Raw genomic sequence first — 19,023 nt, 5'->3', positions numbered from 1 at the left:
GTTCTCTCAGATCAGCCACGCCGCAGCGTTGACGGGTAGTTGACCGTCGACGAGTGGTGCGCTGCTCAACAGTAGCTGCCCGCTCGGCAGTGCGATCGGCACCTCCGTGGTGTTGAGAGCACAGATCAGACCACCGCGTCGACGGAAAGCGAGGCAGCCGGGGGGACTGCCGTACCAATCGATGTCGGCGCCGGAGAACTCCGGCCTGGCGCTACGAAGTTCGAGGGCGGCGCGATAAAGCGAGAGCATCGAGTCGACGTCCTCGATCTGCGCCTCCACCGTGAGTGTCGACCACTCGCGTGGCATCGGCAACCAGGTGCTCGCACCGGTGGTGAATCCGAACGGGGGTTCGCTTCCTTCCCACGGAAGGGGCACTCGGCAGCCGTCGCGTCCTCGCTCGGCATGTCCGGATCGTTCCCAGACCGGGTCCTGTAGTGCCTCGTCGGGCAGGTCGACGTTCGGCAGGCCGAGTTCGGCTCCGTTGTAGATGAAGCTCGCGCCCGGAAGCGCCAGTTCGACGAGGATCATCGCCCGTGCGCGTTGCGTTCCGATCTCACCCCCGCCGTAGCGCGTGACTTCACGTTCGACGTCGTGATTCGACAGCGTCCACGTGGGCACACCCCCGACCTCGGCGACGGCCGCAAGAGAGTTCTCCACGGCCTCCCGGACGGACTCGGCGGAGAATTCGGTTTCTGCAAGTCGGAAGTTGAATCCGAGATGCAGTTCGTCTGGCCGGATGTATTCGCCGAACTTCTGGTTGTCCTTCACCCAGATCTCGCCGACGGTCATCGCCTCCGGGAACTCGTCCATGACCTTGCGGATGCCGCGGTGGATTTCGTGAACTGCCGGGTTGTTGAACCGCGGGTCGTCGTCGGAATTGCGCATGAGCTCGTTGAGCTCCCAGTCGTGGTCCGGCAAACCGTCGGGCTTGGCCATTCCGTGGGCCACGTCGATGCGGAATCCGTCGATTCCGCGCTCGAGCCAGAACCGCAGAGTCTTGGCGAGGTCGTCGAAGACCTCGGGGTTGTCCCAGTTCAGGTCGGGCTGTTCCTTGGCGAAGATGTGCAGGTACCACTGGCCGGGTGTTCCGTCGGCTTCGGTGACGCGGGTCCACGCCGGGCCGCCGAAGATGCTCGGCCAGTTGTTCGGCGGTTCGTTGCCGTTCTCACCTTTGCCGTCGCGGAAGATGTAACGGGATCGCTCCGCAGAACCGGGCGCCGACGCCAGGGCTGCCTTGAACCACTCGTGCTGATCACTCGTGTGGTTCGGGACCAGGTCCATCGTGACCTTGATTCCGCGTTCGTGGGCTGACGTGATCAGTGAATCCATCGTCGCCAGATCGCCGAACAAGGGATCGATGTCGCGAGGATCCGAGACGTCGTAGCCGTGGTCTGCCATCGGTGACTTCATCACCGGGCTCAACCAGATTGCATCGATGCCGAGCAGTTCGAGGTAGCCGAGTTTCTCCTCGACTCCGCCGAGGTCGCCGATACCGTCGCTGCCCGAATCGGCAAAAGAACGCGGATAGATCTGATAGAAGACCGCCTCGTTCCACCACGGGGCTTCGGGCCGGCTTACAGAGGACGAATCCGCGGGGGTGCTCACAGCAGTTCATAGTGCCAAACGTCTGGCACTCTCACGACTTGGACACGGCAAAAGCGTGACTCTTTACCTAGCCTTGGTGTACTTTGCATTCACGCGGTGACACCATGTGGCAACTTTGGTGTTACTGCCGGGGGAGAAGTATTCGGGAATTCAACCAAGGGGGCTTGGCCTTGACTTTGTCGGCAATCGAAGCGGTCAGTTTGGATCATGTACTGCTCGAAGATGATCCGATCAACCGCGACTGGATAATCTTCGGCACACCGGTTGCACGGTCGGCGCAATGGTCGGCGAGTAAAGACGGGACCACGACTACACACGTCTGGGATTGCACGAAGGGGCGCTTCCGCTGGTACTTCCACGCGGACGAAATCGTGCACATCATCGAAGGGTCGGTCACCGTTCAGGCCGACGGAATCGCCGAGCGAACCCTGAGTGTCGGCGATGCCGCACTCTTCCGTGCGGGCAGTTGGTCGGAGTGGGAGGTCGAAGAGTACGTGCGCAAGCATGCAATCTTGAGTTCGCCCCTGCATCCCACGGTGTCGTTCGGGGTACGAGCAGCCCGCCGGGTCGCGCGCGTGTTCAGGCCGAAGGCTGAGTAGACGGTCAGATAGCGGAGTTCACCATGGACGCGGCAGCCATCTCCATGTAGTCGATCAACTGCTTGCGGTGCACCGGGCTAAGAGTCTTCTCGTCGATGGACGCGATGGCGACGTGCATGCACCGCAGCCACGCATCACGCTCGATCGGGCCGATCACGAATGGATTGTGGCGCATCCGCAGACGCGGGTGTCCACGCTCCTCCGAGTACGTGTGCGGTCCGCCCCAGTACTGCTCGAGGAACATCCGCATCCGCCGCTCGGCCGGGCCGAGGTCGGCCTCGGGGTAGAGCGGGCGTACAACCTCGTCCTTCGCGACTTCTTCGTAAAATCGCGCGGTGAGCTTGTGAAACGTCTCGGCTCCGCCGACGGCGTCGTAGAAGGTCTGCTGCACGTCGTGCTGTACGTCATTCATGGCAAGTTCCATTGTGCCTGACGGCCGTAGTGGTCGGTTTCCGGGTCGACGACGGTTGTATCGAGTCGGAGTGCGTACCCATTCACCGGAAATTCACCGGCCGTCCTGGCAATTTTGTTCGAAATGGGAGTGCGTAACGCGATCATCCGTGGTCAACTTGGGGGCAGTCTCCCGGAGGTCGTATGAAGAACCGACATGCTGCACGCAATCACCGACAACTCCAGCCCACTAGCGCGCGGAACGACCACGCGTTAGGGGCTGTTCTGGAAGTTGTTCCTGACGGGTTCGCGCACACTGCTGACCCACTCTTTTCCGACGAGCATTCTCACCTCGAGATGTTCCCTCCCGATCGCGTCGTCCCCGAGTGGGTGAAACGTCGGGTGCTACTGCTCAACGTCACGTACGAACCGCTGACCGCCCTTCCTGCCAGGCGCGCGGTCGTACTGATGGCCTGCGGCAAGGCCGATACCGTTCACGAGGACGAACAGGGCCCGGTAGTCCATTCCGCGGACTGGTCGGTGCAGGTTCCCTCGGTCATTCGATTGCGCACCTACGTGCGCGTTCCGTATCGCGCCCGCATCCCCATGACTCGTGCCGCGCTGATGCATCGTGACCACTTCCGATGTGCGTACTGCGGAGCCAAAGCCGAAACCATCGACCACGTCGTTCCTCGCAGCAGAGGTGGCGGGCATTCGTGGGAGAACTGCGTCGCGTGCTGTGCCCCCTGCAATCACCGCAAGGCCGACAAGATGCTCAGCGAACTCGGATGGACCCTCCGTGCGGAATTGGTCCCGCCGTCCGGACCTCACTGGCGTCTGCTCGCGGCGACCAAGGAATTGCATCCGGCGTGGATGCCTTATCTCGGCGTGGGCGCAGCCTGAGCTATGTGTCGGCGTGGGCGCAGCCTGAGCTATGTGTCGGCGTGGGCGCAGCCTGAATTGAGTTCTAGCGTCACCGAAACGAAATTGCCCGAGAATTTGTGGCCCTGACGCTTTCCTTCCTGGCGTTCTGGGCTACGTTATCTGGTGTGAGCATTCTCGAGGTAGTACTGATATACGTTGGGATTCCGGCCTTGATCACCGCGTTCTTCGCGGCTGCGTCCTTCCTCGGGAAGAAGACGCCGGGACCGGTTCCGCCGGCGTTCCATCTCGGTGAGTCGTGGGATCACGCTCCCGTGCTGTGGAGTGCTGTCGACGAGGTCACCGTTCGCGGTGGCCATCACGGCAGTGCACACGCAATCGAAGCCGGTTCGGCTGATCTGATCGGAGGGTCCGCAAGTGGCAAGTGGTGATCATTCGACCGCGCTCGCAGTAGCGCCCGAGGACCTGCCCGTCGGCAGCGTCGTCACGTCCAGTGGACGCGTATCCGGTGTGCATCGCATCGGCGAGCCGTTCACCGACGATCTTCCGTTCGAGACCATGGATCTGGTCGCGCTCGACGTCGCGATGACCGAAGCGACGCGGGCCACCAAGGTGCGGTTCAACGCGTACGTCGGTGATCTCGGTTCTGATCCGGCAGCGGGTGCCGACGCATTGTTCCCGACCACGCCCGAAGCCGAGCGTTCCGTCCTGATCGCCGTTTCGCCCAACCAGCGCACCGTCGAGGTTCGCAGCGGTCGGGCAATCGCCGATCGGGTCACCGATCGTGTTACCCAGCTCGGAGCAACGGCAGCTGTTGCATCCTTCAGTGAAGGCAATCTGATCGACGGACTGATCAGTGCCATCCGCGTTATGGCAGCCGCAATTTCAGCGCCGTAACTGTTTGTCAGACACAGGCCGGTGCCCGCGTCGATTCGTGAGAATCGACGCGGGCACCGGCCTTTCGCATGTCAGCTCGCGTCGAACTTTCGTGCTGCGAGTGAACGAACCACGCCGGCCTGGCCTTCGACGACCAGGCGACGCAACGCGGGAGGGATGTCGCCTTCGAGGAACCGGTCTGCTGCCGCTACGGATTCGTCCGAGATCGACCACGACGGGTACAGCCCGATGACGACGGTCTGTGCCACTTCGCTCGAGCGTCGTTCCCACACCGCCGCGATATCGGCGAAGTAGCGGGAGACGAAGGGCTCGAGCAATTCGTCCTGGCCTTCGCGAGCGAACCCGCCGATGATCGATCGCGCGGTGATGTTGGGCACGGAGTCGTCGCCGACGACCTTCGCCCAGACCTCTTCCTTGACAGCGGCCTGCGGACGTCCGGCCGCGGCCGCCGCGGCTTGACGAGCGCCCGCAGCGGTCGGGTCACGCTGAGCTTCGGCGTCGATGAACGGAGTTGTGGTTCCTTCGGCGTCGATCTCACCGGCGGCCGCGAGTGCCCCGACGATGCGCCAGCGCAGGTCCGTGTCGACGATCAGGCCGTCGAGCCCAACGGTGGAGGGATCGGCGTCGAGCAATTCGCGCAGTACCTCGGTGTGCCACGGGGAGAGTGCTGCGCCGGTGAGTGCGTTGACGAATGCCAGCTGGTGGTCGGACCCGGCCTCTGCCTCACGTGCGAGCTCGAGCAACCGATTGGCGAAGCTCGCCGCGCCTTCGGCCTCGGCCCAGGTCGGATCTGCGTAGGAGCCGATGGCGGTTTGGGCTTGGAGCAAGAGACGTTGCACCACACCGACTTCGGTCTCCGAACTGATGCCGCGCTCGACCAGCGCGACGAAGTCGCGTGCCTTCAGTTCGGCTTGACGGGTCATTTCCCACGCCGCCGACCAGACCAGGGTGCGGGGGAGTGAGTCGGTGATGTCGCCGACCCGCTCGATCGCCGTCGCCAACGATTCGGGATCGAGTCGCACGGAGCCGTAGGTGAGATCATCGTCGTTGACCAACACGAGTGCACCGCGGGCGACGCCGACAAGTTCGGGGACATCCGTGCTTTCCACAGCATCGAGGTCGAGTTCGACGCGATGGCTTCGTACCAACTTGCCGTCGACGTCGTCGTAGATGCCGATGGCGATCCGGTGGATTCGCCGCTCGCCGGCGCCTGGTGCAGCACCGTCCTGCAGGACGGCGAAGCGGGTGAACTTTCCGTCTGCGTCGACATCGAAGTAGGGGCGCAGGATGTTCAAACCGGTGGTCTTGAGCCACTGCCGACCCCAGTCGGAAAGGTCACGGCCCGAGGACTTTTCGAGTGAGCCCAGCAGATCGTCGAAGGTTGCGTTTCCGAATGCGTGCTCACGGAAGTACTCACGCAGTCCGGCGAGGAACGGCTCGAGTCCGACGTATGCCACCAACTGCTTGAGGACGCTGGCGCCCTTCGCGTACGTGATGCCGTCGAAGTTCACCTCGACGGCGGCCAGGTCCGGAATGTCCGCGGCAATCGGGTGCGTCGACGGCAACTGGTCCTGGCGGTACGCCCACGACTTCTCGACGTTGGCGAACGTCGTCCAGGCGTTCGTGTACTCCGTGGCCTCGGTCTGGCACAGGACCGAAGCGAAGGTCGCGAACGACTCGTTGAGCCACAGGTCGTCCCACCACGCCATCGTGACGAGGTCGCCGAACCACATGTGCGCCATTTCGTGCAGGACCGTTTCGGCACGACGTTCGTACGAGTAGCGGGTCACCTTGGAACGGAAGACGTAGTCCTCGAGGAATGTCACGGCGCCGGCATTCTCCATCGCGCCCGCATTGAATTCGGGGACGAAGAGCTGGTCGTACTTGCCGAAAGCATAGGGAACACCGAAGTTGCGGTGGTAGAAGTCGAATCCCTGCTTGGTCTCGGTGAACAGTCGCTCCTCGTCCATGAACTCGGCCAGCGAAGCGCGGCAGAAGATTCCGAGCGGGATGTCGCCGTGCTCGTCGGAGTAGTTGTCGGTCCACTGCGCGTAGGGACCGGCGATGAGCGCCACCAGGTACGTGCTCATCTTCGGGGTGGTCCGGAAAACGTGCTTGCCGGGATCGGCGGCAAGGGTCTCGACGACCGCGGAGTTGGAGATGACCTTCCACGACGTGGGAGCGGTGACGCGGACGTCGAACGTGGCCTTGAGATCAGGCTGATCGAAGCACGCGAACATGCGCTTGGCGTCGGCCGTCTCGAACTGTGAATAGAGGTAGACGGAGTCATCGGTCGGGTCGACGAATCGGTGCAGTCCCTCGCCGGTGTGGGAGTAGATGCAATCGGCCTCGATGACCAACTCGTTGTCGGCAGCGAGGTCGGGCAGGCTGATGCCCGTCGACTCGTCGTAGCCGGAGACGTCGAGCGCGGTGCCGTTGAGGACCGCGGAATGGACTCTGGCCGCGACGATGTCGATGAAGCTGCTTGCTCCGGCCGTGGCGGTGAACGTGACGGTGGTCTTCGAGGAGAACGTCTCCTCGCCGGGTGCGTCTTTGCCGTCGGTGAGATCGAGTTCGATCAGGTAGTTCTCGACGGTCAGGATTGCTGACCGTTGCGCTGCGGTTTCGCGTGTCAGGTTCGGTGCGACCACAAAGATCTCCTCGTAGATGGTGCGGATCTATTACGTCCATCCCATCACGAAGAGAACGACTTCACTCAAGCGGACACTTCTGCCAGCGGAATCTCCGGGTCGGCCAACCGCTCCGGATCGACGGGACGCGAAGACGCGACCAATTCCTTGATGGCGTCACCGGCATCCCAGATGTTCACGTTCATTCCGGCGAGCACCTTGTTCGCGGAATCCAGCCAGAATGCCAGGAACTCGCGCTGTTCGACGTCGCCGCGAGTGACGACACGGGAGTAGCCGCCGTGCGGTGCGTGACCTACGTATTCCATTCCGAGGTCGTACTGATCGGTGAAGAAATACGGCATGCGGACGTACTCGGCGGGCCGTCCCAACATGGTCTCTGCGGCCGTCTCGGGTTGGTTGAGTGCGTTTGCCCAGTGCTCCACCCGAATTCGTGCATTCAGAATCGGATGCTGTGCGGCCGCGATGTCACCCACTGCGACCACGTCGGGGTCGCTGCTCTGCAGACCGGCGTCGACGAGAACCCCGTTCTCGACGTCGATACCCGCCTCCGATGCCAACTCGGTGTTCGGCAATGCGCCGACAGCGATCAACACGGCGTCGGCCGGAATCACGGTTCCATCGCTCAAAGTGACGCCCGAGGCGTGACCGCCGTCGACAGAGATTGCAGTGACGTCCGTGCCGGTGCGTAAGTCCACCCCGTTCTGGCGGTGCAGCGCGGCGAAGACCTCACCCATTTCCGGGCCGAGGGTCGATTCGAGCGGAAGGCCGGCATGTTCGAGCACGGTGACCTCGACGTCGAAACCGCGGGCCGACGCGGCAATTTCGAGGCCGATCCAGCCGGCACCGACCACGACGAGCTTCTTGTCGGCGGCCAGGGTGCGCAGCAGCGCGGCGGCCTGATCGACTGTTCGCACGTAGTGAACGCCCTCGGCGTCGGATCCCGGGATGTCGAGGCGCCGCGACCGCGAACCGGTGGCCAAGGCGAGCTTGTCGTAGCTGATCGTGGAACCGTCCGGAAGTGACACGGTGTGCGCAGCGGGGTCGATGGTCGTTGCCGTCGTTCCCGGGCGAAGATCGACATGATGGTCGCGGAACCACTCGCCGTCGTGGACGGTGAATTCGGGGAGCGTCTTCTTGCCGGCGAAGAACTCTTTCGACAGCGGCGGACGCTCGTACGGGAGGTGGTCTTCTTCACTCAATACGGTGATCTCACCGTCGAAATCTCTGTCACGCAGGGCTTCTGCGATCTTTGCGCCCGCGAGCCCGCCGCCGACGATCACGAATCTCCGGTTGGTGCTCATTACTGAACCACTCCTTCGTACTCGTTTCTTTTCGACACTACTGCGATCGGGAGGTGGTTCGGGGGAAAGCGCGGGAAGGATTGCGGGTTCATGATTGTTGGCAGAACGGGAGTATGTCCCCGAACTGATATGACCTGACCGACATGAACTGATAGGGAGTTTCTTCGTGAGCGCAACCTCGAGCAAGACCACGGACACTGCTGACTTCTGGTTCGATCCGCTCTGCCCGTGGTGCTGGATCACCTCACGCTGGATTCTCGAGGCCCAGCAGGTACGCGACATCGAGGCCAAGTTCCACGTGATGAGCCTTGCGGTTCTCAACGAGGGCCGTGACCTTCCCGACGAGTACCGGGAGATGATGGCCAAGGCCTGGGGCCCGGTCCGTGTCGCCATCGCTGCAGCGCAGCTGAAGGGCGACGATATCCTCTTGCCGCTGTACACGGCGATGGGGACGAAGATTCACAACGAGGGAAACAAGGACTTCGCCGACGTCATCAAGTCGTCCCTTGCCGAGGTCGGCCTGCCACCTGAACTGGCCGAGGCCGCCGACACCGACAAGTACGACGAGGCTCTGCGCGAGAGCCACCACAAGGGCATGGACGCCGTCGGACCCGACGTCGGAACCCCGACGATCCATGTCAACGGTGTGGCGTTCTTCGGCCCCGTGCTCTCACGCATCCCGCGCGGCGAGGACGCAGGCAAGGTGTGGGACGGCGCAGTCGCGCTGGCCGGCTACCCCCATTTCTTCGAGCTCAAGCGGACCCGCAACGAGGATCCTCAGTTCGACTGAGCGGCAGTGAGCGCCGGATTTCGGTAGAGCTGACCCGGCCGGAAGAACAGATGCCCTGAGTGCGTGCGGTTGCGAAGCGCAGCCGCACGCCAGGTCAGCACCGGATGCGACGACAAGATGTTGACGAACCACGGGAAGAACCCGGATTCGAGTGTCGCCCGATCGGCCAGTTCGTCGAACCCGACCAGACCCACCAGATACTTTCCCGCGCCGAGGACGCCCATCGCGCCCGGTGCGCCCTGAGGGCGCATGTGAAAGCCGAAGTTGTCCGCCGTGTACTCCATGGAACGCGACAGCGAAGACCCGATCACCGGAATGTAGTTCGACGCGAACTGTCCCCACTGGCGCCAGTACGACGCATGCCCGGCAGCGATGTGGCCGACCTCGTGGCCGATGATGAATGCGAGCGCATCGGGCTCGCGTGCCTGCCCACCGACTTCGAACAGGTCGCTGTAGACGACGACGAAACGGCGAAATCCGTGCCCCGACGCGAACGCGTTGATCCGTCCGTTCCCCAGCACGACGTAGGCATCCGGCGGAGTTTTCATGCCGAATCGTGCCGCAGCCTCGGCAACCAGCTGATACCCCTCCGGAAACTGTGAAGGCGTCATCTTGATTCCGTTGACCTGTTGCGATCCGTACAGCTGACCTCGCGCGAGGAACAGCAGGATCGGAGCCGCGAGCACCACGAGGATCCACGTCGACAGATCACCCGCAGCGATCAGAACGATCGCCACCACATAAGTGACGACCGTCGTCAGTACCGCGAGCACGAGTAGCGGGATTTCCCACGGGTGGCGAACGGCGTCACTGCCCGGTGACATACGAAGGGCGGGTGCAGCGGCCTGGCCGTTGACGGGGTACATGGGCACCACGATAGGTGTGCTCGCGCGGCGATGCGTGTTCCTGAAAGTGTGACGTCGACCCGGGTGCGCCCGGCTGGTCGGGCCTGAGAGAATTGTCGCCATGCGCGTATACCTGGGTGCCGACCATGCCGGATTCGAACGTAAGAACGAGATCATCGAACACCTGAAAGCGAACGGCCACGAGGCCATCGACTGTGGTGCTCACGAGTACGACGCCGTGGACGACTACCCGGCTTTCTGCATCGAAGCCGCAAAGCGCGTCGTCGCCGACGAGGGCAGCCTGGGAATCGTCCTGGGTGGCAGTGGCAACGGCGAGCAGATCGCAGCGAACAAAGTTCCCGGCGCACGGTGCGCCCTCGCTTGGAGCGTCGAAACGGCGAAGCTGGCACGTGAGCACAACAACGCTCAGCTGATCGGCATCGGCGGACGTATGCATTCCCTCGAGGAATCGCTTGCCATCGTCGACGCTTTCCTCGCCACCGCATGGTCGGGTGAAGAGCGCCACCAGCGTCGTATCGACATCCTGTCCGAGTACGAGAAGACCGGCGTCGCACCGGCTCTGCCGCAAGCCTGATCCGAAAGTTGTTCCGTGCCTGAAGGTCATACCCTGCACCGGCTGGCACGGTTGCATGCCCGCAAGTTCGTCGGTTCACCGGTCCGCGTCCTCAGTCCGCAAGGCAGATTCGCCGAGGACGCGCGCCTGGTGGACGGACACGTACTCACGTCCTCGGATGCCTGGGGAAAGCACCTCTGGCACACGTACGACAACGGTCTGACAGTTCACGTACACCTCGGGTTGTACGGAAAGTTCACCGACGCCACCCTGCCGATGGAAGAACCGGTAGGCCAGGTCCGGATGCGAATGGTCGGTGCCGACTTCGGCACCGACCTTCGTGGTCCCACCGCCTGCGAAGTCCTGCTACCTCCTCAGGTCGCCGCGATCGAGGCCAGACTCGGGCCGGACCCACTGCGCCGCGACGCGGATCCAGAGAAGGCCTGGTTGCGAATCTCCAAGTCCAAGACGGCAATCGGCGCCCTGCTGATGGACCAGGCGGTCCTGGCGGGTGTCGGCAACGTCTATCGCGCCGAACTTCTCTTTCGTCACGGAATCAACCCTGAACGACCGGGGAATCTCGTCTCTCACGGCGAGTGGACCGCCATGTGGGCAGACCTAGTCGAATTGATGAAAGTCGGCGTCAGACGGGGGAAGATGCACGTCGTTCGCGCCGAGCACGACAACGGAGATCCGGCGTACGCGAAGGATCGTCCGCGTACCTATGTCTACAGAAGAGCAGGATCGCCGTGCCGCGTGTGCGGCACACCGATCCTGCATTCCGTCATGAAGGCACGAAACCTGTTCTGGTGCCCGGTGTGTCAGTCGGCTTAGAAGTCGAAGCCGCCGAAGTCCCCGCCGCCCCCGAAATCCATTCCGCCTCCGTCGCCACCAGACCAGTCGCTTCCGCCGTCAGCGGTGTAGTCCGTGTTGTCGATACTTCCTTGGTCGGCGCCGGGATCACCGGAGTCCATACCCTGATCTCCCGAGTCACCGGAGCCTGTATCGGCGCCGGAATCGCCGCCCTGTGCGAAAGCCTCTGCGCCGTAAGGAACCCCGGCCATGCCGGAGAACATGGTCGAAAACAGCATCATCGAACCCAGACCCCAGGCGCCGGCGACGAGTGCAGGCTTCCACCAGGGTTCGGAGTACCAGCCGGCCGGGACCGGGCGTCCGGCGACTCGGCCACCGGGGTAGTAGTTGGGTGTGTGCGACGACGGATTGGGTGATGCGGCGACCTTGCGGCCCTCGAATTCGACCTCACGGTCTTCGGTGACCGAACCGGCAGCCTTCTGTCCGTCGATGGAAGGAACTTCCGGTCCCGGATCCATGCCCATCGCCACCCGTGCCGCGCGGATGTAGTAAAGCCCTTCCAGTGCAGTCTGTTTCGCGAGACGTGCTTGGACCGGCGTTGCGGCCTGATCGATCTGCGAGCCTGCGGCGTTGTACCGTTCGGCCGCGTCGGCGAGGGCTTGGCGCGACGCGTCGTCACTGCCGGTCAGGTTGTAGACCTGACCGCCGAGGCGTTCGATCGCCTGCCGGGCATCGGCTTTCGCATCGTCGAGTTGTGTTGCGCTGTGGCCGGAACCGCGTTGCTGGCTTTTCATGACCAGAAATACGACTACGGCCAGAACGACGAGTATGAGAAGAATCGTGGTCACGAGTGGCCTCCCGAGCAGAATCGATCCGGACAACTCCAGGATACGGACCGCAGGGGGGTGGTCTGAGTGGACAAAGTCGGAATACAAAAAATCCGCACCGGCTGGGCCGGTGCGGATCTTTGTGGAGTTTCCCTCCTGATGGAGGGGATGACGGGAATCGAACCCGCGTGATCAGTTTGGAAGACTGAGGCTCTACCATTGAGCTACATCCCCGTGCATACGACAACTCGGGATCGCCGTGTTCGTCGTCTGCGATACGAAACTGTACCCAATGCCCCACCGGATTTCATAATCGGGGGGTCGGAGAAGTTCGAGACCGTCGTTCACCTGGGGAATTGGCGAATTGCTCGGCGAGTCGGGGTGTCTCGGCCGCAGGCGCGGCTTCTGATTCCGGCTCTGAATGGCAGTTGAGGCAAGGCTGTATGTGGCTGCCGTCGGATGACATACTGACGGGGTCGACAGCCGGGCCGTGTACAAATGGCGGTCGGGTTCGTGAGAGAGTAGTGAGCGCGATAGGGTTGTGCGCGGTCACCGATGGTGGCTGCCCTTGGTGGCCCGCTGTCTTAGTGGCCTCGGATGGCCGTATCGTGTGTTTCATGTGATCGGAAACGGGATGTAGCGCAGCTTGGTAGCGCATCCGCTTTGGGAGCGGAGGGTCGCAGGTTCAAATCCTGTCATCCCGACAAGTACGTACATGGCACTTCACCTCCAGTAAGTCCGGGAGTGAAGTGCCGCGCCAGACAGCAGTACCGATTCAACACAAGTTGTGAGCAAGACCAGACGAAGGAGCGAAGTTTCGTGAAGAGCACCGTCGAGCAGCTCAGCCCGACGCGAGTCCGTATCAACGTTGAGGTGCCCTTCGCGGAACTCAAGTCTGATTTCGACAAGGCCTACAAGGCCCTCGCGCAGCAGATTCGTCTCCCCGGCTTCCGTCCCGGCAAGGCTCCGGCCCGCCTCCTCGAAGCGCGTGTCGGTCGCGGCGCTGTGCTCGAGCAGGTCGTCAACGACGCTCTGCCGTCGCGTTACTCCGAGGCTGTCACCAGCGCCGGCGTGAAGGCCATCGGCCAGCCCGAGATCGAGGTCACCAAGATCGAAGACGGCGAGCTCCTCGAGTTCACCGCCGAGGTCGACGTGCGCCCCGAGATCGAGCTCCCTGACTTCAGCTCCATCAACGTCGAGGTCGATCCGATCGAGATCACCGACGAAGCCATCGAAGAGCAGCTGCTTTCGCTGCGTCAGCGTTTCGGCACCCTCACCGGCGTCGACCGCGCAGTCGAGGACGGCGACTTCGTCTCCATCGATCTGTCGGCCACCGTCGACGGCGAGAACGTTGCCGAGGCAACCGCGAGCGGACTGTCGCACGAGGTCGGTTCGGGCCAGCTCATCGAGGGCCTCGACGAAGCCATCATCGGCCTCAAGGCGGGGGAGTCCAAGGACTTCACGTCGACGCTGGTCGCCGGCGAGTACGCAGGCAAGGAAGCTGTTGTCACCGTGACCGTGCAGACGGTCAAGGAGCGCGAGCTTCCGGCTGAGGACGACGAGTTCGCTCAGCTCGCCAGCGAGTTCGACACCCTGGAAGAACTGAAGGCTGACCTCCGTGAGCGCGTCGCACGCGTCCGCAAGGTCGAGCAGGCCGGTCAGATCCGCGACAAGGTTCTCGAGCAGCTGCTCGAGACCGTCGAGGTTCCGTTGCCGGAGGCTGTCGTCAAGGCTGAGGTCGACGCTGCACTGCACGACGCCGTTCACGGTCTCGATCACGACGAAGAGGCACTGAACAAGCTCCTCGAAGAGCAGGGCAGCAGCCGCGAAGAGTTCGACAAGGATGCACAGGAAGCCGCTGAGCGCTCCGTCAAGACGCAGCTCTTGCTCGACTCGATTGCCGATGCGGGCAACGTCACCGTCGGTCAGGACGAGCTCACCGAGCGCATCCTGTTCCAGGCGCAGCGTTACGGCATGGCTCCTGAGCAGTTCATCCAGCAGATCCAGCAGGCCAACCAGCTCGGCGCCGTCTTCGCAGACGTCCGTCGTGGCAAGGCTCTCGCGTCCGTCGTCGAGTCGGCCGGTGTCAAGGACACCTCCGGCGCAGTTGTCGACACCGCAGAGCTGTTCGGCAGCAGTGAGGCCGAAACCGAAGCGGACGAGTCTGATTCCGCCGAGAGCGAAGACAAGTAAAAACGCAGGCGGACGGGTGTTTTCACCACGATCGACTGCACTGAGTTTTCCGCTTTGAGCGAAGTAGGGCGGCACCGGGACTCCGGTGCCGCCCTACTTCGTTACTGTCTGTGTCAGTAGAAGTGTTTCGCATAGACGATCCACCGCACAAGTAGATCCACATAGAAGGCAGGTACCGTGACTTCCAATCACCTGGAGACTTTGCAGAGTCCCGCCATGACTTCAGCGACCGCTGGGTTGAACCTCAGCGACTCGGTGTACGAGCGCTTGCTGCGAGAGCGCATCATTTTCCTCGGTACCCAGGTCGACGACGACATCGCCAACAAGCTGTGCGCACAGATCCTGCTGCTCTCGGCCGAGGACCCGACGCGAGACATCTCGCTCTACATCAACTCGCCCGGTGGATCCGTGACCGCAGGTATGGCGATCTTCGACACGATGCAGTTCGCCGAGTGCGACATCGCCACCTTCGGCATGGGCCTTGCGGCGTCGATGGGTCAGTTCCTGCTCTCGGCAGGCACCAAGGGCAAGCGCTACGCACTGCCTCACGCCCGCATCATGATGCACCAGCCGTCCGCCGGCATCGGTGGTTCCGCCAGTGACATCGCGATCATGGCCGAGCAGTTCAAGCACACCAAGCGCGAAATGGCCGAGCTGATTGCTCAGCACACCGGCCAGACGGTCGAGCAGATCACCGCGGACTCCGATCGTGACCGTTGGTTCACGGCGAAGGAAGCTCTCGAGTACGGCTTCGTCGACCACGTCGTCTCCCGTGCGAATCAGGCCGGCGGCACCGGCAACTGAGCCGGTTCGCCCATCCTTTCGCTGCCCAATTCATACTTTGGAGAACTGATGACCAATCTTTTCGGAGCTAACTCGCTGGGCGGCCAGGCGCCGTCGGGCCCCCAATCGCGTTACATCCTGCCCCAGTTCACGGAGCAGACCAGCTACGGCGTCAAGACGTCCGACCCGTACAACAAGCTGTTCGAGGAGCGCATCATCTTCCTCGGCTCGCAGGTCGACGACGTGTCCGCCAACGACCTCATGGCGCAGTTGCTCGTTCTCGAATCGCAGGATCCGGACCGCGACATCACGATGTACATCAACTCGCCCGGTGGTTCTTTCACCGCGCTGATGGCGATCTACGACACGATGCAGTACGTCCGTGCCGACATTTCCACCGTCTGCCTCGGTCAGGCTGCTTCGGCAGCTGCCGTGCTTCTGGCCGGCGGTACGCCGGGCAAGCGCTTCGCGCTCCCCAACTCGCGCATTCTGATCCACCAGCCGGCTACGGGCGGCATCCAGGGTCAGGTTTCCGATCTGGAGATCCAGGCTGCGGAGATCGAGCGTATGCGTCGGCTCATGGAGAGCACGCTGTCGCTGCACACGGGTAAGGATCCGGAGACCATCCGCGTCGACACCGATCGCGACAAGATCCTCACGGCCGAGCAGGCCAAGGAGTACGGCATCATCGACGACGTGCTGGCTTACCGGAAGCTCAGCGCACAGAAGTAGTCGATTTCCGCCTCGTGTCGAGGATCTGTATCCCGATTCCCGACACGAGGCGGACACGTCGAGAAGTGCCTGGTGGAGCGCTCGCCAGGCTGAAATCTCGACTCTTTTCTTTTTTATCCGCAGACGAAACGCCGAGAACAGGTCGACCCCGTTCGGGATCTGCGGGTACCGTCACTTCACGGGCTGGTTCTCGACCGGCGTTCTGCGATTGTTCGACCAGATTTGTTCGATCAGTTTGTCTGATCTGACAACTACCGAAGTACTGCGGAGCGTCTCGACCGATCGAGTGGCGGCGAGTGCACGTACATGATGGAAAGTAGGGACCTCACGAGATGGCACGCATCGGCGACGGCGGGGATCTGCTCAAGTGCTCTTTCTGCGGTAAGAGTCAGAAGCAGGTCAAAAAGCTCATTGCAGGACCCGGGGTGTACATCTGCGACGAGTGCATCGACCTCTGCAACGAGATCATCGAAGAGGAATTGGCCGAATCGAGCGAGGTCAAGCTCGACGAGCTTCCCAAGCCTGCGGAGATCCGAGAATTCCTCGAGAACTACGTCATCGGTCAGGACTCCGCCAAGCGGACGTTGGCCGTGGCCGTCTACAACCACTACAAGCGCATTCAGGCCGGCGACAAGGGCCGTGACGCGCGGGGTGAGACGGTTGAGCTCGCGAAATCCAACATCTTGATGCTCGGCCCCACCGGCTGTGGCAAGACGTATCTCGCTCAGACTCTCGCGAAGATGCTCAACGTCCCGTTCGCCATCGCTGACGCGACGGCGTTGACCGAGGCCGGTTACGTCGGTGAGGACGTCGAGAACATTCTGCTCAAACTGATTCAGGCTGCCGACTACGACGTCAAGCGCGCCGAGACCGGAATCATCTACATCGACGAGGTCGACAAGATCGCCCGTAAGAGCGAGAACCCGTCGATCACGCGTGACGTCTCCGGCGAAGGCGTTCAGCAGGCGTTGCTGAAGATCCTCGAAGGTACGCAGGCGAGCGTCCCGCCGCAGGGTGGCCGTAAGCATCCGCACCAGGAATTCATTCAGATCGACACCACGAACGTGCTGTTCATCGTCGCGGGCGCTTTCGCAGGTCTCGAGCGGATCGTCTCCGATCGTGTCGGCAAGCGCGGTATCGGTTTCGGCGCCGAGGTTCGGTCGAAGGCCGAACTGGATACGGTCGATCGTTTCGCCGAGGTCATGCCGGAGGATTTGATCAAGTTCGGTCTGATTCCCGAGTTCATCGGCCGTTTGCCGATGATCGCGTCGGTGACCAACCTCGACAAGGAATCGCTCGTTCAGATCTTGTCGGAGCCCAAGAACGCTCTCGTCAAGCAGTACCGTCGCCTGTTCGACATGGACGGCGTCGAGCTCGAGTTCACCGAAGAAGCGCTCGACGCTATCGCCGATCAGGCGATCTTGCGTGGAACCGGCGCTCGTGGCCTGCGCGCCATCATGGAAGAGGTTCTTCTTCCCGTGATGTACGACATTCCCAGCCGTGACGACGTCGAAAAGGTGGTCGTCACCGCGGAGACCGTCAACGACAACGTACTTCCGACCATCGTTCCGCGTAAGCCGGAACGTGGCGAGCGTCGCGACAAGACGGCGTAGAACTTCAAAACGACTGTGGCCCGGTATCTCTCGCGAGATGCCGGGCCACAGTGGTTCGTGCAACACAGTGGTTCGTGCAACACAGTGGTTCGTGCAACACAGTGGTTCGTGCAGGATGTCTGTCGGGTATTCGGCTAGATCGGGTTGCCGAGTTCCTTGAGGGGAGTGCGGAACGTCTCCTTGGCGGTGAACGCCGAGAGCGCGCAGATGACGCAGGCCACCGAAGTCAGAATGGCAACGGGCATCCAGTGTGTCTTGTCGCCGCCCATGAGGGCGTTGCCGATGGCGGGGGCAAAGCCTGCGAGGGCGAAGCCGACCTGGGTGCCGATCGCAATGCCCGAGTAGCGGACCTTGGTGTTGAACATCTCGGAGTAGAACGACGGCCAGATGGCATTCGGGGCAGCGTAGAAGACGGACATCAATCCGATTGCGGCGAGGAAGATCAGGGGAACGTTGCCGCTGGCGATTGCGCCGAAGTACACGTAGATGAACACCGCGCTACCGAGGGCGCCACCGATGAACAGCGGCCTGCGACCGATCCGGTCGGAGAGCATCGCCCAGGCGGGCTGACTGAGCAGGGCTACGGCGTTGGCTGCGATGGCAACCCAGAGCATGGTCGACTTCGGAATCCCCACTTCTTCGGTGGTGGCGAAAGCGAGACCGAAGACGGAGAAGATGGTCGAGACGACGGCGATGAAAGCGCAGCAGATCACGCGAATCAGATTTGCGCTGTGGGTGCGAAGAAGATCGGCAACAGGCAATTTGGCGACGGTCTTGGATTCCTGCTGCTCGGTGAACTCTTCGGGCTCTTCGAGCTTGAGACGCATGATGTATGCCGCGACCAGAACGATCAGGCTGCCCCAGAACGGGATTCGCCAGCCCCACGTGTAAAGGATGTCGTCGGGGAGCGCGGCGATGGGCAGGAATACGAGGCTGGCGAGGATGAAGCCGGCCTGGGTGCCGTTGAGGGTCCAACTGCAGAAGAACGCGCGTCGGCCTTCGGGGGCGTGTTCGAGCGTCAGTGAGCTGGCACCGCTCTGTTCACCGGCAGCGGAGATGCCCTGGGCGATTCTCATCAGGACGAGAAGGATCGGTGCAAGAACTCCGATCGAATCGGCGCTGGGAATACATCCGATGAGGAAGGTGGCTGCGCCCATCAGAATGAGCGTGAGCAGCATGATCTTCTTGCGGCCGACGCGGTCACCGAAATGGCCGAGGACTACAGCGCCGAGGGGACGCGCGACGTACGCGACACCGAAGGTGGCCAGCGAAAGTAGAGCCGCATGCCCGCTGTCCGGGAAGAACACCGTGGGGAAGATGAGCGCAGCGGCGGAGGCGTAGATGTAGAAGTCGTAGTACTCGAGCATGCTGCCGAGAAACGACGACGTTGCGGCGCGCTTGACCTTGGTCGTATCCGGCCTTGCCAAGGATCCCGCCTCGGGCCCGGACGGTGTAACCGTGCTAGCTGACATGCTCATCTCCTGGGTGGAAGCGTCGTGGAGGCTCTACATCCGCCGATTGTGTTCGT

Annotated in this window: 18 protein-coding genes and 2 tRNA genes; 12 read left to right on the top strand and 8 right to left on the bottom strand. The window is 62.4% G+C overall.

Annotated features, from left to right (window positions below; translation table 11 throughout):
- Nucleotides 1–6: 6 nt before the first annotated feature.
- Complete coding sequence (locus P0M12_RS01095; protein ID WP_030536650.1) at nt 7–1,605, bottom strand: glycoside hydrolase family 13 protein; 1,599 nt, start codon at nt 1,603–1,605, stop codon at nt 7–9.
- 164 nt (nt 1,606–1,769) lie between these two features.
- Between P0M12_RS01095 and P0M12_RS01090 the strand changes: the two genes are divergently transcribed.
- Nucleotides 1,770–2,204: a cupin domain-containing protein gene (locus P0M12_RS01090; RefSeq protein ID WP_192712948.1), complete on the top strand. Its 435-nt coding sequence runs from the start codon at nt 1,770–1,772 to the stop codon at nt 2,202–2,204.
- 4 nt (nt 2,205–2,208) lie between these two features.
- On the opposite strand, the gene P0M12_RS01085 is transcribed toward P0M12_RS01090, so the two are convergent.
- Entirely contained in the window at nt 2,209–2,616 is a 408-nt protein-coding gene (locus tag P0M12_RS01085) for a globin (RefSeq protein WP_003944464.1), read from the bottom strand.
- Between the two features lie 182 nt (nt 2,617–2,798).
- On the opposite strand from P0M12_RS01085, the gene P0M12_RS01080 reads away from it, so the two are divergent.
- From P0M12_RS01080 to P0M12_RS01070, 3 genes are all read left to right on the top strand, one after another.
- Nucleotides 2,799–3,497 carry an HNH endonuclease gene (locus tag P0M12_RS01080; RefSeq protein ID WP_003944465.1) on the top strand — a complete coding sequence of 233 codons (699 nt, stop codon included), beginning with the start codon at nt 2,799–2,801 and terminating at the stop codon, nt 3,495–3,497.
- A gap of 146 nt (nt 3,498–3,643) precedes the next feature.
- Nucleotides 3,644–3,907, top strand: coding sequence for a hypothetical protein (locus tag P0M12_RS01075; RefSeq protein ID WP_007730943.1), 264 nt, complete (start codon nt 3,644–3,646; stop codon nt 3,905–3,907).
- Complete coding sequence (locus P0M12_RS01070; protein ID WP_003944512.1) at nt 3,894–4,373, top strand: DUF5130 domain-containing protein; 480 nt, start codon at nt 3,894–3,896, stop codon at nt 4,371–4,373. Before P0M12_RS01075 ends, P0M12_RS01070 begins: the two co-directional genes overlap by 14 nt.
- 71 nt (nt 4,374–4,444) lie before the next feature.
- On the opposite strand, the gene pepN is transcribed toward P0M12_RS01070, so the two are convergent.
- Together pepN and P0M12_RS01060 are read right to left on the bottom strand one after the other, a co-directional pair.
- Nucleotides 4,445–7,024, bottom strand: coding sequence for an aminopeptidase N (gene pepN / locus P0M12_RS01065; RefSeq protein WP_204855911.1), 2,580 nt, complete (start codon nt 7,022–7,024; stop codon nt 4,445–4,447).
- A 65-nt stretch (nt 7,025–7,089) separates the two neighbouring features.
- The gene (locus tag P0M12_RS01060) at nt 7,090–8,325 is read right to left on the bottom strand and encodes an FAD-dependent oxidoreductase (protein WP_277377374.1); all 1,236 of its coding nucleotides are present in this window, start codon (nt 8,323–8,325) and stop codon (nt 7,090–7,092) included.
- A gap of 166 nt (nt 8,326–8,491) precedes the next feature.
- Between P0M12_RS01060 and P0M12_RS01055 the strand changes: the two genes are divergently transcribed.
- The gene (locus P0M12_RS01055; protein ID WP_042923843.1) at nt 8,492–9,115 is read left to right on the top strand and encodes a DsbA family protein; all 624 of its coding nucleotides are present in this window, start codon (nt 8,492–8,494) and stop codon (nt 9,113–9,115) included.
- On the opposite strand, the gene P0M12_RS01050 is transcribed toward P0M12_RS01055, so the two are convergent.
- The gene (locus tag P0M12_RS01050) at nt 9,103–9,939 is read right to left on the bottom strand and encodes a M48 family metallopeptidase (RefSeq protein WP_228232720.1); all 837 of its coding nucleotides are present in this window, start codon (nt 9,937–9,939) and stop codon (nt 9,103–9,105) included. The two genes, P0M12_RS01055 and P0M12_RS01050, sit on opposite strands and share 13 nt — an antisense overlap.
- Before the next feature lie 142 nt (nt 9,940–10,081).
- Here P0M12_RS01050 and P0M12_RS01045 point away from each other — a divergent pair, with 142 nt between their 5' ends.
- Entirely contained in the window at nt 10,082–10,555 is a 474-nt protein-coding gene (locus P0M12_RS01045; RefSeq protein WP_003944571.1) for a ribose-5-phosphate isomerase, read from the top strand.
- A gap of 15 nt (nt 10,556–10,570) precedes the next feature.
- Nucleotides 10,571–11,368: a DNA-formamidopyrimidine glycosylase family protein gene (locus tag P0M12_RS01040; RefSeq protein WP_050654623.1), complete on the top strand. Its 798-nt coding sequence runs from the start codon at nt 10,571–10,573 to the stop codon at nt 11,366–11,368.
- On the opposite strand, the gene P0M12_RS01035 is transcribed toward P0M12_RS01040, so the two are convergent.
- Both P0M12_RS01035 and P0M12_RS01030 read right to left on the bottom strand, forming a co-directional pair.
- Nucleotides 11,365–12,141 carry a DUF1542 domain-containing protein gene (locus P0M12_RS01035; protein WP_277377901.1) on the bottom strand — a complete coding sequence of 259 codons (777 nt, stop codon included), beginning with the start codon at nt 12,139–12,141 and terminating at the stop codon, nt 11,365–11,367. The two genes, P0M12_RS01040 and P0M12_RS01035, sit on opposite strands and share 4 nt — an antisense overlap.
- Nucleotides 12,142–12,334: 193 nt before the next feature.
- Nucleotides 12,335–12,408 (bottom strand) — tRNA-Gly (locus P0M12_RS01030).
- Nucleotides 12,409–12,804: 396 nt separating this feature from the next.
- On the opposite strand from P0M12_RS01030, the gene P0M12_RS01025 reads away from it, so the two are divergent.
- The 5 genes from P0M12_RS01025 (at nt 12,805) to clpX (ending at nt 17,495) form a co-directional block, all read left to right on the top strand.
- A tRNA-Pro gene (locus P0M12_RS01025) sits at nt 12,805–12,878 on the top strand.
- Nucleotides 12,879–12,993: 115 nt separating this feature from the next.
- Nucleotides 12,994–14,367: a trigger factor gene (gene tig / locus P0M12_RS01020; RefSeq protein ID WP_007730958.1), complete on the top strand. Its 1,374-nt coding sequence runs from the start codon at nt 12,994–12,996 to the stop codon at nt 14,365–14,367.
- Between the two features lie 216 nt (nt 14,368–14,583).
- Nucleotides 14,584–15,171 (top strand): ATP-dependent Clp protease proteolytic subunit, encoded by a 588-nt coding sequence (locus tag P0M12_RS01015; RefSeq protein WP_007730960.1) that lies wholly within the window; start codon nt 14,584–14,586, stop codon nt 15,169–15,171.
- Nucleotides 15,172–15,219: 48 nt separating this feature from the next.
- Nucleotides 15,220–15,882 carry an ATP-dependent Clp protease proteolytic subunit gene (locus P0M12_RS01010; protein ID WP_003944539.1) on the top strand — a complete coding sequence of 221 codons (663 nt, stop codon included), beginning with the start codon at nt 15,220–15,222 and terminating at the stop codon, nt 15,880–15,882.
- Between the two features lie 332 nt (nt 15,883–16,214).
- Nucleotides 16,215–17,495 carry an ATP-dependent Clp protease ATP-binding subunit ClpX gene (gene clpX / locus P0M12_RS01005; RefSeq protein ID WP_003944582.1) on the top strand — a complete coding sequence of 427 codons (1,281 nt, stop codon included), beginning with the start codon at nt 16,215–16,217 and terminating at the stop codon, nt 17,493–17,495.
- 134 nt (nt 17,496–17,629) lie between these two features.
- Here the strand turns inward: clpX and P0M12_RS01000 are convergent, their stop codons facing one another.
- Entirely contained in the window at nt 17,630–18,967 is a 1,338-nt protein-coding gene (locus P0M12_RS01000; RefSeq protein WP_042450291.1) for an MFS transporter, read from the bottom strand.
- Between the last annotated feature and the right edge of the window lie 56 nt (nt 18,968–19,023).

It is taken from the genome of Rhodococcus sp. RCBS9 (assembly GCF_029457415.1).
Lineage (GTDB): Bacteria > Actinomycetota > Actinomycetes > Mycobacteriales > Mycobacteriaceae > Rhodococcus_F > Rhodococcus_F qingshengii.
Note: the sequence above shows the minus strand (reverse complement) of the source record. Positions and strands in the feature narration are given on the sequence as shown.